We start from the raw sequence: 15,914 nt of genomic DNA on the forward strand, positions 1-15,914 counted from the left end.
ACAGAGCGGAGAGCTAACCGATGCGCTTTCCTCGCTGAAGATCAGGAGCCGTAGCTATGGCGGCTAACCGCACGGACGTAGCAAATTAGTTCTCAGCGTCGGTCGCACTGATCTCGAGGTCGACTGAGTCCCCGTCAGAGACCGTCCCGGGAATCTGGCTCGTTCCGTACCCGGCATCGAGCGCGAGACCCAATTCCGCCGACTCTTCTTGCGAGAGAAGCACGTGATTTTCGGGTTCGTCGAGCCGATCAATCGCTTCGGGACCGTCGAAGCCGCCGTCAGGAAAGAGAACGACGCCGCCGGTCGGAGAAACCGTCGTGGACAACTCGATCTCGTGGGCCGACTGATTCTCTGCCTTAATGAGTTTGGGAAACCCGGTAACGGAGCCGTCGTTTACACCTAGTCCCGGATCGGAAGTACCGTTATCGACCTCGGTGATCTCGACGGTGATCGTCCCGTCGCTCTCGCCCGTGACGAACCCGCCGTCGTCCCCGGAGCCAGGTGCGAGTCGCAACAGCGCGGCGTCGTCGACTGCGGTCGACACGGTGACACCGCGCTCGGCTTCAGTCCGGCTGAACGCACCGGTCCCGAAGGCCACCCCACCACCGGCGGTGAGAGCCCCCAACCCGACCAGAACCGTGCGTCGTTTCATTCGGTGGTCACTCTCGAGCGCTCCTATCAATATTTAATACTATAGATACATAACCGTTCTGTATCGACCGAAAAACGACGGACGGGCGCGAACGGACAGCCGAAAATAACCTCGCATGAACCGACTCGTCTCCGCGTTCGGTCTCCTGTTGATCGTTCTCGGCGTCGCTCTCGGCAGCGTTCAACTCGGCGCGTTCGATCAGGTCGTCGCCGAACGGGACGCCTCCGTGAGCGTCGCCGAAGAGGACGAGGCATATCTCTCGATACAGGATGGGTACGGTGGGCGCACTGTGCGGAACTATCTTTGTATCTTCATCTGTTTTTCATACGATAGACCCAGGACAGTCGCCACCCTCGAGAACAGGTACATCACCGACTACTCTACCCTCAATGTCGAAGTCGACACCGTTGGAGGTGCGTCCGACGACACCCTCGAGGTTAGCCAAGCACCGACAACATTGTCCGAAGGGGAGGCCCGCAATGTCGTGGTCTCGTGTTCGGGGACCACTACGGCCGACGGAACGGGTGACGTCACGCTTCTCGTCGACGTTTCCGAGCCGGTCTACATCCACCAGAAAACAACGATTCAGGACGTGTCGTACGACTGTGCTGCCGGCTATTAGGCGAGTCGGTCCTCCCACTCCTCGGCGGTCATCGACTCGCCGGTGACGCCGTCCGGTCCCTGCGCTGCGAGCAGGGCGGCCGCGTCGTCCATCACGTCGGGCTGGAGGATCTCCCCGCGCTCGTCGTCGGGCAGGTGTTCCCAGATCCGCGTGTTGACGCGGCCGCCGGGGTCGATCGCGTTGACGTTGATCCCCTCGTCCTCGACCTCAAGTGCGACGGCCTGGGTAAAGCCCTCGAGCCCCCACTTCGACGTGATGTAGGCCGCGGCGTCGGGGATCGCGTACCGGCCCAGCCCCGAGGAGACGTTGACGACGTTGCCCGAGTCCTGACCGGCCTCGAGCATCGCCTCGAGGACCCGCTTCGTGAACAGATAGACGCCCTTGACGTTGACGTCCATAATCGTATCCCACTCCTCCTCGTCGGTCTCGACGAGCGAGCGACGCTCCTCGCCGAAGCTGAGCCCGGAGACGCCGGCGTTGTTGATGAGCGTGTCGACGCGCCCGAACCGCTCGAGGGCCGCCTCGACGACGCGGTCGACGTCATCTGCCGCACGGACGTCCGCTGGGACGACCAGCGTCTCGCCGGCCGCCTCGTCGGCGACGGTCTCGAGTTCGTCCTCGCTTCGGGCCGTGAGGACGACGTTCGCGCCCCGTTCGGAGAGGGCGAGTACCATCGAGCGTCCGAGTCCCTTGCTCGCACCGGTGACGATGATCGTCTCGTCGTTGAGTGTGGTCATCTGACCGATCAGTTACGGGCCCATCGAGTAATACGTTCGGCCGCGGCGATCGAGTCGCGGTTCGATCGTCGAGCGGTCAGTCACTGGGTATGCGGCCGGCCCGTCGAACATCGTTCGCGAGGCGTTCGGCGTACTCGAGTCGGAGTCGACGCGCCGCCTCGCGGTCGACCGGGCCGCGGCCGCCGATGTCGTGGGCGATCGGCTCGTAGGTCGCGACCTCGAACCCCATTCGCTCGAGATAGGACCGCACCGCGTCCGCGTCCAGCCCGTCCCGGATCGCGGCGTTGACGTGTTCGATGACGGCGTCGAAGGTCGGCAGGACGATCTCCTCGTCGGTCACCCGGCCGGTGTCACCCTCGATTCGGACCTCGGCCCCGCGGAGGCGGTCGACGACGGTGGCCAGCCGGTCCGCCAGTCGGACGACCTGACTCGGGAGGGCGGTGTCGGGCGAGCGCCACTCGACGGTTTCGAACGACTCCCGGATCTGGACCGGCGTCCAGACGGCGCTTTCGGGATCGAACTGCGCCCGGATCGTGGACCGATCGATCCCCGCGTCGACGGCGGCCGTCACGAAGTCCTCGTATCGCCGCTCGAGCCGGCGCGTCCACTCCTCGGTGTCGTCGACGTAGGGCCAGAGCCGTCCCTGATGAGGGACATCGTCGTAGGCCATCCAGCGGTAGAGCTTCGACCGCGCGCCCGTTGCCAGGTTCCGGCCGCGGAAGTACGGCGCGGAGTTGACCAGCGCCAGCGCCGGATCGAGCGCGATGAACGTGTTCAACTGATCGACCGCCCGTCCCGGCTGTTGCTCGACGTGGATGTGCGTCCCCGCGCAGTGGCGGACGTACTCGAAGTCCTCGCCGATGACCCGCTCCTGAACGCGGGTCCTGTCGCTGGGCCGATCCGCAATCTCGCCGTGGTTGATCGGCGTCGCGAGCGGGACCAGTCCCAGCCCGCGTTCGTCCGCTCGCTCGAGGACGGCCTCGAGCCGCTCGTACAGTTCCGCGCGCAACTCGGCGGTCGACTCACAGGGCGTCGTCTTGATCTCGAGCAACGGCTCGACGAACTCCCGTTCGGCACCCGGCGACGCCTCGACGAGATCACCCGGTTCGACGAGCCGGCCCCGGTCGTCGACGACCCAGTACTCGACCTCGATGCTCCGTCGTATCGGCGTGGATTCGTGTGCTGACACGGTTGGTAGTCGCGATCACGGCTCGAGCGGCCGAGCGACGCCGTCCTCGGCCACAGACCTATGCTAACACTCGATATGAGAACCTCTCTCGAACGATGGCAAGAACCTTTCGTGACGGGAAATATTCGCCGCACGGCTCGTCGGGTCGGCCGCTCGCGGTCCGAAGTCCCGACAGGCGTTTCCGCCGACCCAAAGGATTTACAGTTCCTAATTACATCTAATTACACGAGATGACCGAGAACTTCCCCGACTACGTCGACGTCGATTACGACGACGGCAACGGCGAAGACCCCGAGGACTACCAGCACATTCAGGACAAGATCGAGAAGGCCATCGAGGTCACCCGCGAGGGGCTCGAGTCCTACGAGAACCCGGCCGTGATGTGGACCGGCGGCAAGGACTCGACGCTGACACTGTATTTCATCAAGGAGGTCGCCGACCGCTTCGACCTCGAGGTACCGCCCGCGGTCTTCATCGACCACTACCAGCACTTCGACGGGATCCACGACTTCGTCGACCACTGGGCCGACGAGTGGGACCTCGAGGTCATTTACGCGCGCAACGAGGACGTCGGCGAGTACGTCGACGAACACGGCCTCGAACCCGGCGACGACATCGACATTTCGGAACTCTCCGACCACAACCAGCACCACGTCCGGGAGATCCTCGAGTACGAGGAAGACACCTTCCCGTTCCTGCTGGACACCTACGTCGGCAACCACCTGCTGAAGACGGTCGCGCTCAACGACGCCTTAGAGGAGTACGACATCGACGGCGTCATCTCCGGCGTCCGCTGGGACGAACAGGAGGCCCGCGCCGACGAGACGTTCTTCTCGCCGCGACACGACCCCGACATCTACCCGCCCCACGACCGCATCCAGCCCATCCTGCAGTTCGACGAGGCCGCCGTCTGGGACGCCTTCTGGAACTTCGTCGTGCCGGACACGGTCGAGGACTTCCCCGAGGAGGGCTACGTCCCCGAGGCCGACGACGACCTCCCCGAGGGCGTCGACCAGGAAGACATCCCGATCTCGCCGAAGTACTTCGCCGGCTTCCGCTCGCTGGGCAGCGAAGTCAGTACCGAGAAGTCCGACGAGGACCCCGCGTGGCTGCAGGACCTCGAGGGAACGACCGAACGCGCCGGCCGCGCCCAGGACAAGGAAGACCTGATGGAGCGCCTGCGCGACCTCGGCTACATGTAGGCCGTCGGCGCCGACGCTCGTTCGCCAGCTAACTACCCGTTTCTTCCGGTTGCAGCGTCTCGAGGAGTGCCGACGGTGACAACGTCGTGATCACCGGTCTTCAGGAGAGAACGCAGTCCGGGTCGAACCCGTTCGTTATCGACCCGTTGCGCGGTACTCGCCGTGTTTGACGCCGATGGCGAGCATGATCAGTCCGAAGGCGATCATCGACGGTGCGACCATCATCAGGACGGTCTCCGTCGCCATCATCGGCGCGGCGACGAGGCCACCGACGCCGATCACGATTATCGCGAGGAACGCGGCCGCCGTCGTCGTCTGGTTGAACTCCATGGGCGACCGTTAGGACAGGGGCCCCTAATGGTATCGGGAATCGGCAGTCCGTTCACGTCGGTTGATCGAAAGCGAGCGGCAGTTACTGCGACGGCCGAACGAGGTTCGCCAGCGCGACGACGATTCCGAAGAACCAGCCCAGCGGGAACGAAATCCCGAGCCACATCCCCGCGTAGGCCGCCCCCTCGAGCGTGAAGTTGCTCCGGAGGAACTCGTTGAGGCCGCCGACGACCAACACGTTGTCCAGTGCCCAGGCGGCGAACTCGTAGCTGGGGTCGAGGATGTACGGATGCAGCGATGGCGTGACCAGGGCGGCGACGACCGGCGGCAGGAACAACGCCGTCATCGCGAAGGGGTAGGCGAAGACGACTGTCGTCCCGCGGCCGCCGACCTTCGTCGCCGACGCGGCGAGCGCGGTCGCGACCGTCGCGACGCCGCTTGCCGCCGCGACCGCAAGCACCGCCTCGAGGGGGATGTCGACCTGTTCCATGTACGACATCGCCCCCCAGGCGATCGTCAGGAGGCCCCAGCCGAGCAGGGCGATGCCGGTGACGCCGACGATGCCCAGCCGGGTCCGTGTCGAGTCGAGTTTCGCCGCGTAGTAGCGGGTCGCGAGGCCGAGGACGGTAAGCGGGTAAAGGAGGAGCAAGCCGACGACCCCGAGCGCGCTCCAGCCGTGATAGGCCACCTTCTGCGGGAGGCTCTCGGGTTGCCACTTGCCCATGACGGAGTGGCCACGGCCACGTTGCCTGGGGAAGACGATCTCCATCCAGGCCCCGTGTAACCGCTGGACGTCGGCTCTGACCGCGCCGACGAACCCACCGCCGCCACCGCTTCGTGAGCGGGTAGACATACGCGAGCCAAAAAGCCGGCGTACCGTAAACTTTCCTTCTCTTTCTTTGCGAACGACAGGTCGATACCGGACGGAAAAACGCGACTCGCGACTGTGGCTCCGCTCAGTTCCAGGGTGCGAAGTCGGGGTCGACCTCGCGGCTCGTCTCGTCGATCGCGTCGATCGCGTCGATATCCTCCTGCTCGAGGTCGACCGTCAGCGAGGCCCAGTTATCGCCGATGTGGTCCTCGCCGGTCGCCTTCGGGATCGCCGTGACGCCTTTCTCGCGGGCCCAGGCGAGGCTGACCTGTGCTTCGGTGACGCCGTGTTTCTCGGCGATCTCCTGAATCTCCGGCTGGTCGAAGACCTGCCCGCGGGCCAGCGGCGAGTAACCGACGACCTCGACGTCGTCGTTCTCGCAGGCCGCTCGGATCTCCGCCTGGGGAAGCAGCGGGTGGAGTTCGACCTGATTCGCGAAGATCGGCGCGTCACAGACGTCGACGGCCTCCTCGAGGTCTTCGGGGCGGAAGTTGCTCACGCCGACGTTCTCGATCAGGCCCTCGTCGTACAGTTCCGAGAGCGCCGAGAGGGTTCCCTCGGGATCGTACTCGCCGGCCGGCCAGTGGACGTAGAGCAGATCGACGTAGTCGACGCCGAGTCGGTCGAGGCTCGCCCGGGCCGTCTCGAGGACGTCGTCGTGGTCGAGGTTCGAGATCCAGACCTTGGTCGCGAGGAAGATCTCCTCGCGATCGACGTCGGCGGCGGCGATCCCCTCGCCGACCGCCTCCTCGTTGTCGTAGGCCTGGGCGGTGTCGATGTGGCGATACCCCGTCTCGAGGGCCGTACGGACGCTCTCGGCACACTGCTCGGGATCGTCGTTCTGCCAGGTTCCCAGACCGAGCATCGGCATGCCGTTCGCTGTCGGACACGTTTCGGGTGCGACTGTCTCGGCGTCGTTCGTTCCCATGTGCAGGAAGTGGGCCAGCGAGCGAAAATGGGTTTGGGTTGCGGAGAGCGAGTCGGGTGTCCGCTGGTGATCGGAACGGGAACGCCGCGCGCCGGACCGAGCGATGCGTAGCGCTCAAGGCCGTTCCGGTCGGAGACTCCCTCGTGATACGGGACGTCGCTACCGCAGTACTCGCCGACCCGTTCGTCGCGATGAACGCGATCGGGTTGGTCGCGTTCGCGCTCGTCGGCGCGAGCAAGGCGATCCGCGAGGAGTACGATCTGTTCGGGATCGCGGTCGTCGGCCTCGCCACGGCCTTCGCCGGCGGCGCGACGCGCGATCTCCTCGTCAACCGCGTCCCGCTCGCGCTGAGCGATCCCACGGAGATCGGCCTCGGACTCCTCGGCATCGCCCTGGCGATCGGACTCAGCATCGCCCTCGAGTCGCCGGACGATCATCCGGTCACGCTCGTCTCGGACGCCGTCGGCCTCGCCGCGTTCACCACGGCCGGGGCCATCGTGGCGTCCGGGGCCGGCGTCTCGAGTTTCGGTGTCGTCGTCATCGCGACGATCAACGCCGTCGGCGGCGGCGCGATCGCCGACGTCCTGCTGGACCGGCCGCCGTTCATCCTGTTCGAGGACTTCTACGCGAGCTGTGCCGTGCTAGGCGGGACGACCTACTGGATCGTGGCGATCGTCGGCGCGTCGGGAACCACCGCCGCGGCCGCCTGCGCCGCGATCACGGTCGGCACGCGGCTGGCCGCGGTCACGTACGGCTGGGCGCTGCCGACGGCACAGCGGTTCGAGTCGATCTGAGGGCGTCGGATCTGACCGGTGAGACTATTCGTAGAGCCCGTCCCATGGCCGCTCGCGCTCGAGGGCCGCACTCGCCGCGAGGACGTCGTCGTCGGCAAAGCGGCGACCGACCAGTTGCAGGCCGACGGGACCGCCGCGCTCGGTCAGCCCGGCGGGGGCCGAGGCGACGGGGTGGCCGGTCCAGTTGAACGGCCAGGTCATGGGCCACTCCCAAGCTTCGGCCTCGAGATCGGCGTGGAGGGAGACGTCGGCCTGCGACAGCGTCGGGGCCACGAGCAGGTCGTAGTCGGCCAGTACATCCTGAACGGCGTCGTACACGCCAGTGCGGACGATCCCCGACCGGGCGACGTCCGCGGGCCCGTGATCGTCGGCGACGTGGAGCATCGCAAGCAGGCTGTCCGAGACCTCGTCGGATCGTGCCCGAAAGTCGACGCCGTGGGCCTCCTCCATGACCGTGGCACTCTCGAGGACGGAGGTCGTATACGCCGGCATCGCGGCCTCGCTCAGTTCGGCCATCGAGTAGCCGTGATCGACGCCGATCTCGTCGACGGTCGCGCCCGCGTCCGCGAAGGCGCTGACTGCCTCGTCGACGACCGTCTGGACCTCGTCGGCGACGGGAAAGACGTCCAGATCGGGGCTGTAGGCGATCCGGAAGTCGTCGATCGGGCGCTCGACGGCCCCCCGATAGTCGATCTCGACGGGGACGCTGTTGGGATCATCGGGGTGGGGATCGGCCATGATCGACAGCAACAGGGCGGCGTCGGCGACGGTCCGGGTCATCGGCCCCTTCGTCGTGTGCTGGAGTTCGCGCCCGAACGCGCTCGGCCGGCCGTCGTCGGGTACCAGCCCGAACGTCGGTTTGAACCCGTAGACGCCGCAGGCCGCCGCGGGAATGCGAAGCGACCCGCCCGCGTCGCTGCCCGTCGCGATCGGGGCCATCCCGGCCGCCAGTGCCGCCGCTGAGCCGCCCGAAGAGCCGCCGGCGTTCAGGTCGGGATCGATCGGCGACGCGGTCGCCCCGATCAGTTCGTTGTCGGTCGTCCCCTTGTGGCCTAACTCCGGCGTGTTCGTCTTTCCGATCACGATCGCGCCGGCGTCCTCGAGCCGCTGGACGATCGCCGAGGTCCGGTCGGCGACGTGGTCGGCGAACAGCGCCGAGCCGTACGTGTGTCGGACGCCGGCCTTCAGCGCGCCTAAGTCCTTCAGCGCGAGCGGGACCCCGTGGAGCGGACCCACGTCCGCGCCGTCCTCGAGCGCGGCGTCGGCCTTCGCCGCCGCATCGCGGGCCTCCTCTGCACAGACCGTGACGAAGGCGTTGATCTCGTCGTCGCGCTCGCCGATCCGCTCGAGGTGGGCCTCGACCGCCTCGGTCGCCGTGACGTCGCCGTTCCGAATGCGAGCCGCGAGAGCCGTCGCGGAGAGTCGCGTGAGTTCCGTTTCGGATGACATACCGGGTGAACGACACCGTCCGTGATATATGTTAGCTCGGATTTCGACGACATGGATCGTCAAGAAACGATCGGCGGGGCACAGCTACTCCTCGAGCCCCGCGGCGTACGCGAAGTCGGCGTCGGTGGCGACCGGGGCCTCCCCGTCGATTTCGATTTGCCAGCCCTCGAGAACCGCGGGGTCTGCGAGGGCGTTGGTCAGCGTCGTCCGGACGGCGAGGAGGTCGACGCCGTAGTAGTCGTTGGGTACACCCCGGAGGTACTGCAGCGCGGTCTCGAACAGGCTCCGCATTCCGTCGTCGTTCCCGAAATCGAAGTGCTTGTAGGCTCCGGCTGCGACCTGCACGAGTCCGTGACAGAAGGCGCTCTCGGTGGAACCCCGCCCGTAATTGTACCATTCCGCTTCGAAGCAGTCGTGTGACTCGTGGTACGCGCCCGCGTTGTAGCACGCGACGCCGTGGACCGTCGCCCGGCGGAGCGTCGCGTGGTCCCAGCGACCGGCCTCGGGATCCCATCCGGTCGGGGTTCCGGCGGGCGGCTCGACCGTCGGGTCCCGGGTGTGGTCGTCCATACCCGACCGAACGGTCGAGCGCCGGAAACCTCCGTCGGTCACTTCAGACGGCGAGTGTGTAAGCACCGCCTTTATTCGGATGTGATCCCTTACGTCGCGGTATGGAGCATCCGTACGGCCGCTGCCAGCACTGCGGGGAACGCCTCTACGCCCACATCGAGGGCGACTACCAGTGTGTGAACTGCGACCGGCGCTACACCGAGGCCGACCTCGAGACGCGGGCCGTCTGAGTCAGGCGCCACTCATGGCCCGCCGCCATCCCCGACGGTGACGGGACGGAACGGATCCGTTTTCGGGCCACCGCCGATCCGAATCGGACGATTTAACCTCCGGGCGGCCCCAGGGGGAGACGCGTGCGAGGGTAGCCAAGCGGTCAACGGCGGCGGACTCAAGATCCGCTCTCGTAGGAGTTCGTGGGTTCGATCCCCTCCCCTCGCACTCACCATAGTGCGCGGCAAGACGGAGCGTCTTGCCCTCGCAAACTTCTGCCGACCGACGAACCGGACAGCAAACGCTGTGTCCGCTCGAGTAACGCGAACGCTACGATGGAACGTGGTTCCAATCTGTGGATATCACGACCACTTTTCCGGCCCGGCCACCGAGAACGGACATGAGCGAAGCCACGTCCCGCCGCGAGGCCGTCGCGGTTCGTGCGGCCGCGGCGGGAGCCGCCGTCGCGGCCGACTCGTTCCGGACCGATCTCGAGATCGAGTCGAAAGACCGGGAAACCGACGTCGTCACGCAAGTCGATCGCGACGCCCAAGAGCGAGTCATCGAGACGATTCGGGAGACGTTCCCGGACGATCCCGTCGTCGGCGAGGAGGAGGACGCGTTGAAGCGGGTTCCCGAATCGGGGCCGGCCTGGATCGTCGATCCCATCGACGGAACGAACAACTACGTCGACGGGTCCCGGGCGTTCGGCACCGCCGTCGCGGCCGTGATCGACGGCGAGCCGGTCGCCGCCGCGTTCGACTGCCCCGCGCTCGGGGACGTCTACCGGTTCGGCCCCGACGGCATCTCCCGCAACGACGAGCCGCTGTCAGTCAGTGACTGCGACGATCCCGCGGCCGCCACCGTCTGCCCGACGTTCTGGTGGGGCCGCGACCGGCGCGACGAGTACGCCGCCGCGACCCGGGCGATCGTCCGGCGGTTCGACGACATGCGTCGGTACGGCTGCGCCCAGCTCGAGCTGGCGATGGTCGCCTCGGGCGCGCTCGAGGGGACGCTGACCAACGTGCGGGCCAACCCCTGGGACACCGTCGCCGGCGTCGGCATGGTCCGCGAGGCCGGCGGCGTCGTCACCGACCTCTCGGGGGATCGCTGGCGACACGACAGCGAGGGACTGGTCGCCTCGAACGGCGAGATCCACGATGCCGTCCTCGCGGCAGCCCAGGAGATCGACGGCTGAGACGGTCCATCTGACGGCGCTCGTCAGCGGGCAATCGTGAGTGTCAGGCGGGCTGAAATCGGAAACGGTAAGCGCCCCCCACTACGGGATTCCGGTATGGACGATTTCATCGACCGGTTCGGGGCCGAGCGCGTCTGGGCCGCGACCGTCGCCACGCTCGTGGCCGTCGTCGCCCTCGGGGCGGTGATCTTCCCCCAGCGGGTGTACGTCGAGTTCATCTGGCAGTACTTCTGGGGGCCCGTCGTCGCCGACGCACACAGCTGGAACTGCGTCGCCTGGGCCGGCGGCGAACAGGTTCCCTGCACCGAAGCGGCCACCGACGCCGGCCCGACGGCCGAGCCCGGCTACACGTTCGTCTCCTACGCCGGCTACATCCCCACGCTGGTCCTGTTGCTGATCGGGATCATCTTCCTCGTGCGCCGGCTCGAGATCGAGCGGTATCGTGCGGGCTTTTTCGCCCTGTTCCCGTTCATGCTCTTTGGCGGCGCCCTGCGTGTCGTCGAGGACGCCAACGCCGCCGCCTACGAGTACACCGGCGAGATGGCCATTCAGCTCCCGTGGTCGGGATTCATCATCAGCCCGCTGATCTACTTCACCGTCTTCTTCATCGCGCTCTTTGCTGTCGTGACCTCGATCTGGCTCGAGCGCAACGACTACGTCTCGGGCTACGAGTATCCGCTGGCCGGGATCGGGACTGCTGTACTGACGATTACGATCGCGTATCTGGCTTACACGGCAGCGACGGAGCCGTTTTCGGAGTTCTATCCGCTGATCCCGCTGGTCGTCCTCGTCGGGGCGACCGTCGCGACGGCGATCACCTGGTTCGGCCTCGAGCGATACGCGCCGGAACTGAACCGCGGGACCCGATACATGGGGATCGTGGTCATCTGGGCCCACGCGGTCGACGGGGTCGCGAACGTGATCGGCCTCGACTGGGCGACGACGCTCGGGCTCCCGGCCAACCTCGTCCCGAAACACCCGATCAACCGTGCCATCGCCAACACGACTGCGGACGTGTTGCCCGCCGATGTGGTGTCGGCGACCGGCTCCGCGTGGCCGTTCCTGCTGGTGAAACTCGCCGCCGCCGTCTTCGTCATCTGGATCTTCGACGAGACGGTCTTCGAGGACAGCCCGCGCTATGCCGTCTTGCTCATGATCACCGTCGTCGCCGTCGGCCTCGGCCCCGGGACCCGCGACATGCTTCGCGCGACGTTCGGCGTCTGACGGTCCGCTGATTGTCGTTCGAATCCGAGAGTGTGACCTCGAGCCCGTCGCCATAGCCGCGGCGATCGACGCGACCGCGAACGGGGGCTTTAATCGCCCGCGCCCGGAACGACTCGCCATGAGTGATACGGACGGGTGGTTCGCGGCCGGGGACCGCGACGATCCCGACGCGACGGCGGCCGCGGTCCGCGAGGGAAGCGCCGACGAGCCCCGCGACTGGCCGCGTCTCGCGGTCGAAGACGGGTTCGCGGACGACACCGACGAGTACTACGACGCCCTCCGCGAGGTGACGACCGAGGCCACCCGGGCTGCGGTGACCGAGCGCGAGCGGGCCGACGACCGCCAGCTCGTTCACGCGGTGCGGGCGATGGACGACTGCGAGCGAACAGCCAACGAACTCGCCGAGCGGCTGGCCGAGTGGGCCGGGACGATCGACCCCGACGCCGGGACCGGCGTCGAGTACGCGCGGGAGGTGGCCAGCAGCGAGGCCGGCGACGACCTCGGTGAGCCAGCCGTGCGCTCGCTGGCCGAACGGGTGGCTGGACTGGCCGACGAGGCCGATGACCTCCGTGAATTCGTCCAACGGCGGACGCCGGCCGTCGCGCCAAACCTTGCGGCGCTGGCCGACCCCGTGCTGGCGGCCCGGCTGATCTCGCTGGCCGGCGGCCTCGAGGAACTCGCGAAGAAACCCAGCGGCACGGTGCAGGTATTGGGCGCGGAGGACGCGTTATTCGCCCACCTGCGGGGCCACGCGCCCTCGCCCAAACACGGGATCATCTACACCCACGACGCGGTGCGGGGCACCCACCCCGACGAGCGCGGTTCCGCGGCGCGCGCGGTGGCGGGGAAACTCGCGATCGCCGCCCGCGTCGATCACTACTCCGGCGAGTCGAAACCGGAACTCGAGGCCGAACTCGCCGAGCGGATCGAGACGATTCAGGCCCGAAACGCGGACGACGGGGACGCCGCGACCGACGGGGGTGCCGGCGATGAGTGAGGCCCTGCCGACGGGGGTCGAGCGCCGCGCCTTCGACGGGACCGAGCGGCTCGCGACCCGCGGGGAACCGGTCTACGGCGAGCCCACGGACGGCGAGTGGCGCGCGTGGAACCCAAACCGATCCAAGCTCGGCGCGATGCTCGAGCTGGGCATGGACACCGGCCTCGCGGGCGGCGAAACGGTCCTCTATCTGGGGGCCGCCAGCGGGACGACCGTGAGCCACGTGGCCGACTTCGCCGGCCCGACCTACGCCGTCGAGTTCGCCGCGCGGCCGGCCCGGGACCTGCTCGAGGCCGCGGAGTCGCGCGACCGACTCTTTCCGCTGCTGAAAGACGCGCGGAAGCCCGAGACCTACGCCCACGTCGTGGAGTCGGACGTCGACGTCATCGCCCAGGACGTGGCGACGCGCGGACAGGCGCGGGTCGCGCTCGAGAACCGGCGGTTCTTGGCCGACGACGGGCGGCTGCTTCTGGCCGTGAAGGCTCGGAGTGAGGACGTGACTCGAGAGCCCGAGGCGGTGTTCGAGGACGTTCGAACGGAGTTGGAGGATGGGTACGAGATCGTGGAGGCGGAACGGCTCGAGCGCTATCATACGGATCACCTCGGGATCGTCGCGCGGCCGCTGTGAGGGAGGAGACGCGATGTTGCGGAGGGAACGAGACGCTGGTTGCCCGTCTTACTCGAGGTGATTCCGGTCGAGGGGGTGTTTCGGAGCCGGATCGTCACCACGTTTTTATCAGACCGTCTCCGATCCGCTATTATGGACTCCGAAACCCTAGTGTATTTCATGTCTCTCGGATTGATATTCCTCGCGATTTGTGCAGCGGTGGTCGTGGCGGTGGCGTACGGGGCGGTGGACGTTGTCGTCGACTACTACGGTTGGTTGGTGCCCGGTTTCTAATTCTCGGGGTGGTGGACCGGCGGTCTTGGGCCGACCTCCTGCGGTTTCACGCGAATCGGTCCCAGTTTTCGAATCCGCACGCGAGTCACGACGTATCGTGTGTATAACCCGTCCCCGGACTCCCGGTCGTCCAGCAGGCCGAACGGTTCCCAACCTTTCTTTCCCCGCCCGAGGGACGAACGCAGCCGGTACACTCATGTCCGTTCGTGTGGCGTGTTAACGCAGCCGTTCGTGGGAGCGGCTCCAACCAGTCACTGAGTTACCGAGTCCCACCCGGGCCACCCCGGCCCTGTTGTCGTCGCTCTCTCCCGACGAGACGGATCCGGAGAGCCACGGCCCGCTGACGGCATACTAACTACTATAAGGTCGGTCGTGGTACGCGGTCGTGGTATGTCAGAACACCCCACTATCGGCGACACGCTCGAGGGGACGGTCGACCGCCACCCGGACCGGGACGCGATCGTCTATCCGCGCAAGGACCAGCGCTGGACCTACGCCGAGTTCGACGAGCGGGTAAACCGGCTGGCCAACGCCCTGCTCGAGGCCGGCATCGAGAAGGGCGATCGGGTCGCGACGGTGCTGTACAACGGCTCCGAGATGGCCCTGACGGTCTACGCCTGCGCGAAGATCGGCGCGGTCTTCACCCCGCTGAACTTCCGGCTGCCGTCGGGGGAGATCGAGTACATCGTCAACGACGCCGAAGCCGAGCTGGTACTGTTCGAAGCCGATACCCGAGCGGCCGTCGAGGGCGCGAAACCCGATCTCGCGACCGTCTCGGAGTACGTGTTCATCGACGACGACCGCGAGGCGGCCCCCGACTACGCCCGCGGGTTCTACGACCTGCTCGAGTCGGGCGCTCCGGAGAAGCCCGACGTCCGCGTCGCCGAAGACGACGTCTACGCCTTCATCTATACGTCGGGGACGACGGGCCGGCCGAAGGGCGTCGTCCACGAACACCGCAGCATGGTCGAACACAACCTCCTGTGTATCGCGGAGGGGAAGATGACCCGCAACGACGTGGGACTGTCGGTGATGCCGCTGTATCACTGCGCCGAACTCCACTGTAACCTCTTCCCGCGGATCCACCGCGGCGCGACCAGCGTCATCCACCACGAGTTCGATCCGGAGGCGACCCTCGAGGCGGTCGAGGAACACGGCGTCACGCTCCTCTTTGCGGCCCCGACGGCCTGGAACGCGCTGTCGATGACCGCCGCCGAAGCGGACGTCGACGTCTCCTCGCTCCGACTCGGCCTCTACGGCGCGGCCCCGATGCCCGAGCAGGTCCTCGCGAACTGCCGGGAGTACCTCTGTGACGACTACCTCCAAGCGTACGGGATGACCGAGATCGGCCCCGCCGGCGTCTTCCAGCCGCCGGAGGACCAGCTTTCGAAACAGGGGTCGGCCGGCCTGCCGGCGCTCAACCACCGGCTGCGGATCGTCGAACCCGACGCCGATCCGGACGCCGAAGTCGAGCCGGGCGAGATCGGCGAGGTCCTGATCGCCAGTCCCTGTACGATGCGCGAGTACTGGAACCGACCGGAGGCGACTGCGGAGTCGCTGCGCGAGGCCGACGGCACGACGTGGTACTACACAGGCGATCTGGGCTATCGCGACGACGACGGCTACCTCTACGTCGTCGACCGCAAGGACGACATGATCGTCTCCGGCGGCGAGAACGTCTATCCGGCCGAGGTCGAGGACGCGCTCTTTGCCCACGACGCCGTCGAGGAGGCGGCCATCGTCGGCGAACCCGACGACGAGTGGGGCGAGCGGGTCGCCGCCTACGTCGTCGCCGACGGCGTCGAAGCGGCCGACCTCGACGCGTTCGTTCGCGAGAGCGACCAGCTGGCCGACTTCAAGCGCCCCCGGACCTACTACTTCGTCGACGAACTCCCCAAGAACCCCAGCGGGAAGGTCCAGAAGTTCAAGCTCCGCGAGGACGAGGCGGACCTCGAGCCCGAACCCGAGACCGTCACGTCCTGATCGCACGAGCGGGACGGCCGGCCGACGTTCCGGCCGAACGCTCCGACTCCAAACCGT

General features: G+C 67.0%; 18 protein-coding genes and 1 tRNA gene. 11 read left to right on the plus strand and 8 right to left on the minus strand.

Annotated features, from left to right (window positions below; all coding sequences use genetic code 11):
* Window positions 1–85: 85 nt before the first annotated feature.
* On the minus strand, window positions 86–652 hold the full coding sequence (locus tag ACSBP4_RS08280) for a hypothetical protein (protein WP_049966795.1): 567 nt from the start codon (window positions 650–652) through the stop codon (window positions 86–88).
* A 148-nt stretch (window positions 653–800) separates the two neighbouring features.
* Here ACSBP4_RS08280 and ACSBP4_RS08285 point away from each other — a divergent pair, with 148 nt between their 5' ends.
* Entirely contained in the window at window positions 801–1,274 is a 474-nt protein-coding gene (locus ACSBP4_RS08285) for a hypothetical protein (RefSeq protein WP_233274372.1), read from the plus strand.
* Here ACSBP4_RS08285 and ACSBP4_RS08290 read toward each other — a convergent pair.
* Both ACSBP4_RS08290 and ACSBP4_RS08295 read right to left on the minus strand, forming a co-directional pair.
* Entirely contained in the window at window positions 1,271–2,011 is a 741-nt protein-coding gene (locus tag ACSBP4_RS08290) for an SDR family NAD(P)-dependent oxidoreductase (RefSeq protein WP_049966797.1), read from the minus strand. The genes ACSBP4_RS08285 and ACSBP4_RS08290 overlap by 4 nt on opposite strands.
* Before the next feature lie 76 nt (window positions 2,012–2,087).
* Window positions 2,088–3,200 (minus strand): glutamate-cysteine ligase family protein, encoded by a 1,113-nt coding sequence (locus ACSBP4_RS08295; protein ID WP_435551898.1) that lies wholly within the window; start codon window positions 3,198–3,200, stop codon window positions 2,088–2,090.
* A gap of 230 nt (window positions 3,201–3,430) precedes the next feature.
* Here ACSBP4_RS08295 and ACSBP4_RS08300 point away from each other — a divergent pair, with 230 nt between their 5' ends.
* The gene (locus tag ACSBP4_RS08300) at window positions 3,431–4,402 is read left to right on the plus strand and encodes a phosphoadenosine phosphosulfate reductase family protein (protein ID WP_006650858.1); all 972 of its coding nucleotides are present in this window, start codon (window positions 3,431–3,433) and stop codon (window positions 4,400–4,402) included.
* A gap of 135 nt (window positions 4,403–4,537) precedes the next feature.
* Here the strand turns inward: ACSBP4_RS08300 and ACSBP4_RS08305 are convergent, their stop codons facing one another.
* From ACSBP4_RS08305 to ACSBP4_RS08315, 3 genes are all read right to left on the minus strand, one after another.
* The gene (locus ACSBP4_RS08305; protein WP_006180574.1) at window positions 4,538–4,732 is read right to left on the minus strand and encodes a DUF7333 family protein; all 195 of its coding nucleotides are present in this window, start codon (window positions 4,730–4,732) and stop codon (window positions 4,538–4,540) included.
* Between the two features lie 82 nt (window positions 4,733–4,814).
* Complete coding sequence (locus ACSBP4_RS08310; protein WP_049905981.1) at window positions 4,815–5,585, minus strand: hypothetical protein; 771 nt, start codon at window positions 5,583–5,585, stop codon at window positions 4,815–4,817.
* Between the two features lie 103 nt (window positions 5,586–5,688).
* Window positions 5,689–6,531 carry an aldo/keto reductase gene (locus ACSBP4_RS08315; protein WP_435551899.1) on the minus strand — a complete coding sequence of 281 codons (843 nt, stop codon included), beginning with the start codon at window positions 6,529–6,531 and terminating at the stop codon, window positions 5,689–5,691.
* A gap of 191 nt (window positions 6,532–6,722) precedes the next feature.
* Here ACSBP4_RS08315 and ACSBP4_RS08320 point away from each other — a divergent pair, with 191 nt between their 5' ends.
* On the plus strand, window positions 6,723–7,325 hold the full coding sequence (locus tag ACSBP4_RS08320; protein ID WP_371827954.1) for a trimeric intracellular cation channel family protein: 603 nt from the start codon (window positions 6,723–6,725) through the stop codon (window positions 7,323–7,325).
* 24 nt (window positions 7,326–7,349) lie between these two features.
* Here the strand turns inward: ACSBP4_RS08320 and ACSBP4_RS08325 are convergent, their stop codons facing one another.
* Together ACSBP4_RS08325 and ACSBP4_RS08330 are read right to left on the minus strand one after the other, a co-directional pair.
* A complete protein-coding gene (locus ACSBP4_RS08325) occupies window positions 7,350–8,774 on the minus strand; it encodes an amidase (protein ID WP_435551900.1) in 1,425 nt (474 codons plus the stop codon).
* Between the two features lie 84 nt (window positions 8,775–8,858).
* Window positions 8,859–9,344 (minus strand): DUF309 domain-containing protein, encoded by a 486-nt coding sequence (locus ACSBP4_RS08330; RefSeq protein ID WP_006650863.1) that lies wholly within the window; start codon window positions 9,342–9,344, stop codon window positions 8,859–8,861.
* Window positions 9,345–9,445: 101 nt separating this feature from the next.
* Between ACSBP4_RS08330 and ACSBP4_RS08335 the strand changes: the two genes are divergently transcribed.
* The 8 genes from ACSBP4_RS08335 to ACSBP4_RS08370 all read left to right on the plus strand — a co-directional run bounded on the left by ACSBP4_RS08335 (window position 9,446) and on the right by ACSBP4_RS08370 (window position 15,857).
* Window positions 9,446–9,574 carry a hypothetical protein gene (locus tag ACSBP4_RS08335; protein ID WP_006180568.1) on the plus strand — a complete coding sequence of 43 codons (129 nt, stop codon included), beginning with the start codon at window positions 9,446–9,448 and terminating at the stop codon, window positions 9,572–9,574.
* Between the two features lie 125 nt (window positions 9,575–9,699).
* Window positions 9,700–9,782: transfer RNA gene (locus ACSBP4_RS08340), tRNA-Leu, on the plus strand.
* A gap of 172 nt (window positions 9,783–9,954) precedes the next feature.
* Window positions 9,955–10,752: an inositol monophosphatase family protein gene (locus ACSBP4_RS08345; RefSeq protein WP_435551901.1), complete on the plus strand. Its 798-nt coding sequence runs from the start codon at window positions 9,955–9,957 to the stop codon at window positions 10,750–10,752.
* Between the two features lie 96 nt (window positions 10,753–10,848).
* Entirely contained in the window at window positions 10,849–11,976 is a 1,128-nt protein-coding gene (locus ACSBP4_RS08350; RefSeq protein WP_435551902.1) for a DUF63 family protein, read from the plus strand.
* 118 nt (window positions 11,977–12,094) lie between these two features.
* Entirely contained in the window at window positions 12,095–12,973 is an 879-nt protein-coding gene (locus ACSBP4_RS08355) for an NOP5/NOP56 family protein (RefSeq protein ID WP_435551903.1), read from the plus strand.
* The gene (locus ACSBP4_RS08360; protein WP_435551904.1) at window positions 12,966–13,601 is read left to right on the plus strand and encodes a fibrillarin-like rRNA/tRNA 2'-O-methyltransferase; all 636 of its coding nucleotides are present in this window, start codon (window positions 12,966–12,968) and stop codon (window positions 13,599–13,601) included. Before ACSBP4_RS08355 ends, ACSBP4_RS08360 begins: the two co-directional genes overlap by 8 nt.
* A 132-nt stretch (window positions 13,602–13,733) precedes the next feature.
* The gene (locus ACSBP4_RS08365; RefSeq protein WP_435551905.1) at window positions 13,734–13,874 is read left to right on the plus strand and encodes a hypothetical protein; all 141 of its coding nucleotides are present in this window, start codon (window positions 13,734–13,736) and stop codon (window positions 13,872–13,874) included.
* A 390-nt stretch (window positions 13,875–14,264) separates the two neighbouring features.
* A complete protein-coding gene (locus tag ACSBP4_RS08370; RefSeq protein WP_435551906.1) occupies window positions 14,265–15,857 on the plus strand; it encodes a fatty acid--CoA ligase in 1,593 nt (530 codons plus the stop codon).
* Window positions 15,858–15,914: the final 57 nt, after the last annotated feature.

It is taken from the genome of Natrinema sp. CGMCC1.2065 (assembly GCF_051225675.1).
In the GTDB taxonomy this organism is placed as follows: Archaea; Halobacteriota; Halobacteria; order Halobacteriales; family Natrialbaceae; genus Natrinema; species Natrinema thermotolerans.

Coding starts and splice junctions, on each gene's coding strand:
- ACSBP4_RS08365 (WP_435551905.1), top strand. CDS start 13,734: ATGGACTCCGAAACCCTAGTGTATTTCATGTCTCTCGGATTGATATTC.
- ACSBP4_RS08290 (WP_049966797.1), bottom strand. CDS start 2,011: ATGACCACACTCAACGACGAGACGATCATCGTCACCGGTGCGAGCAAG.
- ACSBP4_RS08310 (WP_049905981.1), bottom strand. CDS start 5,585: ATGTCTACCCGCTCACGAAGCGGTGGCGGCGGTGGGTTCGTCGGCGCG.
- ACSBP4_RS08335 (WP_006180568.1), top strand. CDS start 9,446: ATGGAGCATCCGTACGGCCGCTGCCAGCACTGCGGGGAACGCCTCTAC.
- ACSBP4_RS08330 (WP_006650863.1), bottom strand. CDS start 9,344: ATGGACGACCACACCCGGGACCCGACGGTCGAGCCGCCCGCCGGAACC.
- ACSBP4_RS08315 (WP_435551899.1), bottom strand. CDS start 6,531: ATGGGAACGAACGACGCCGAGACAGTCGCACCCGAAACGTGTCCGACA.
- ACSBP4_RS08325 (WP_435551900.1), bottom strand. CDS start 8,774: ATGTCATCCGAAACGGAACTCACGCGACTCTCCGCGACGGCTCTCGCG.
- ACSBP4_RS08280 (WP_049966795.1), bottom strand. CDS start 652: ATGAAACGACGCACGGTTCTGGTCGGGTTGGGGGCTCTCACCGCCGGT.
- ACSBP4_RS08345 (WP_435551901.1), top strand. CDS start 9,955: ATGAGCGAAGCCACGTCCCGCCGCGAGGCCGTCGCGGTTCGTGCGGCC.
- ACSBP4_RS08320 (WP_371827954.1), top strand. CDS start 6,723: ATGAACGCGATCGGGTTGGTCGCGTTCGCGCTCGTCGGCGCGAGCAAG.
- ACSBP4_RS08300 (WP_006650858.1), top strand. CDS start 3,431: ATGACCGAGAACTTCCCCGACTACGTCGACGTCGATTACGACGACGGC.
- ACSBP4_RS08370 (WP_435551906.1), top strand. CDS start 14,265: ATGTCAGAACACCCCACTATCGGCGACACGCTCGAGGGGACGGTCGAC.
- ACSBP4_RS08360 (WP_435551904.1), top strand. CDS start 12,966: ATGAGTGAGGCCCTGCCGACGGGGGTCGAGCGCCGCGCCTTCGACGGG.
- ACSBP4_RS08355 (WP_435551903.1), top strand. CDS start 12,095: ATGAGTGATACGGACGGGTGGTTCGCGGCCGGGGACCGCGACGATCCC.
- ACSBP4_RS08350 (WP_435551902.1), top strand. CDS start 10,849: ATGGACGATTTCATCGACCGGTTCGGGGCCGAGCGCGTCTGGGCCGCG.
- ACSBP4_RS08305 (WP_006180574.1), bottom strand. CDS start 4,732: ATGGAGTTCAACCAGACGACGACGGCGGCCGCGTTCCTCGCGATAATC.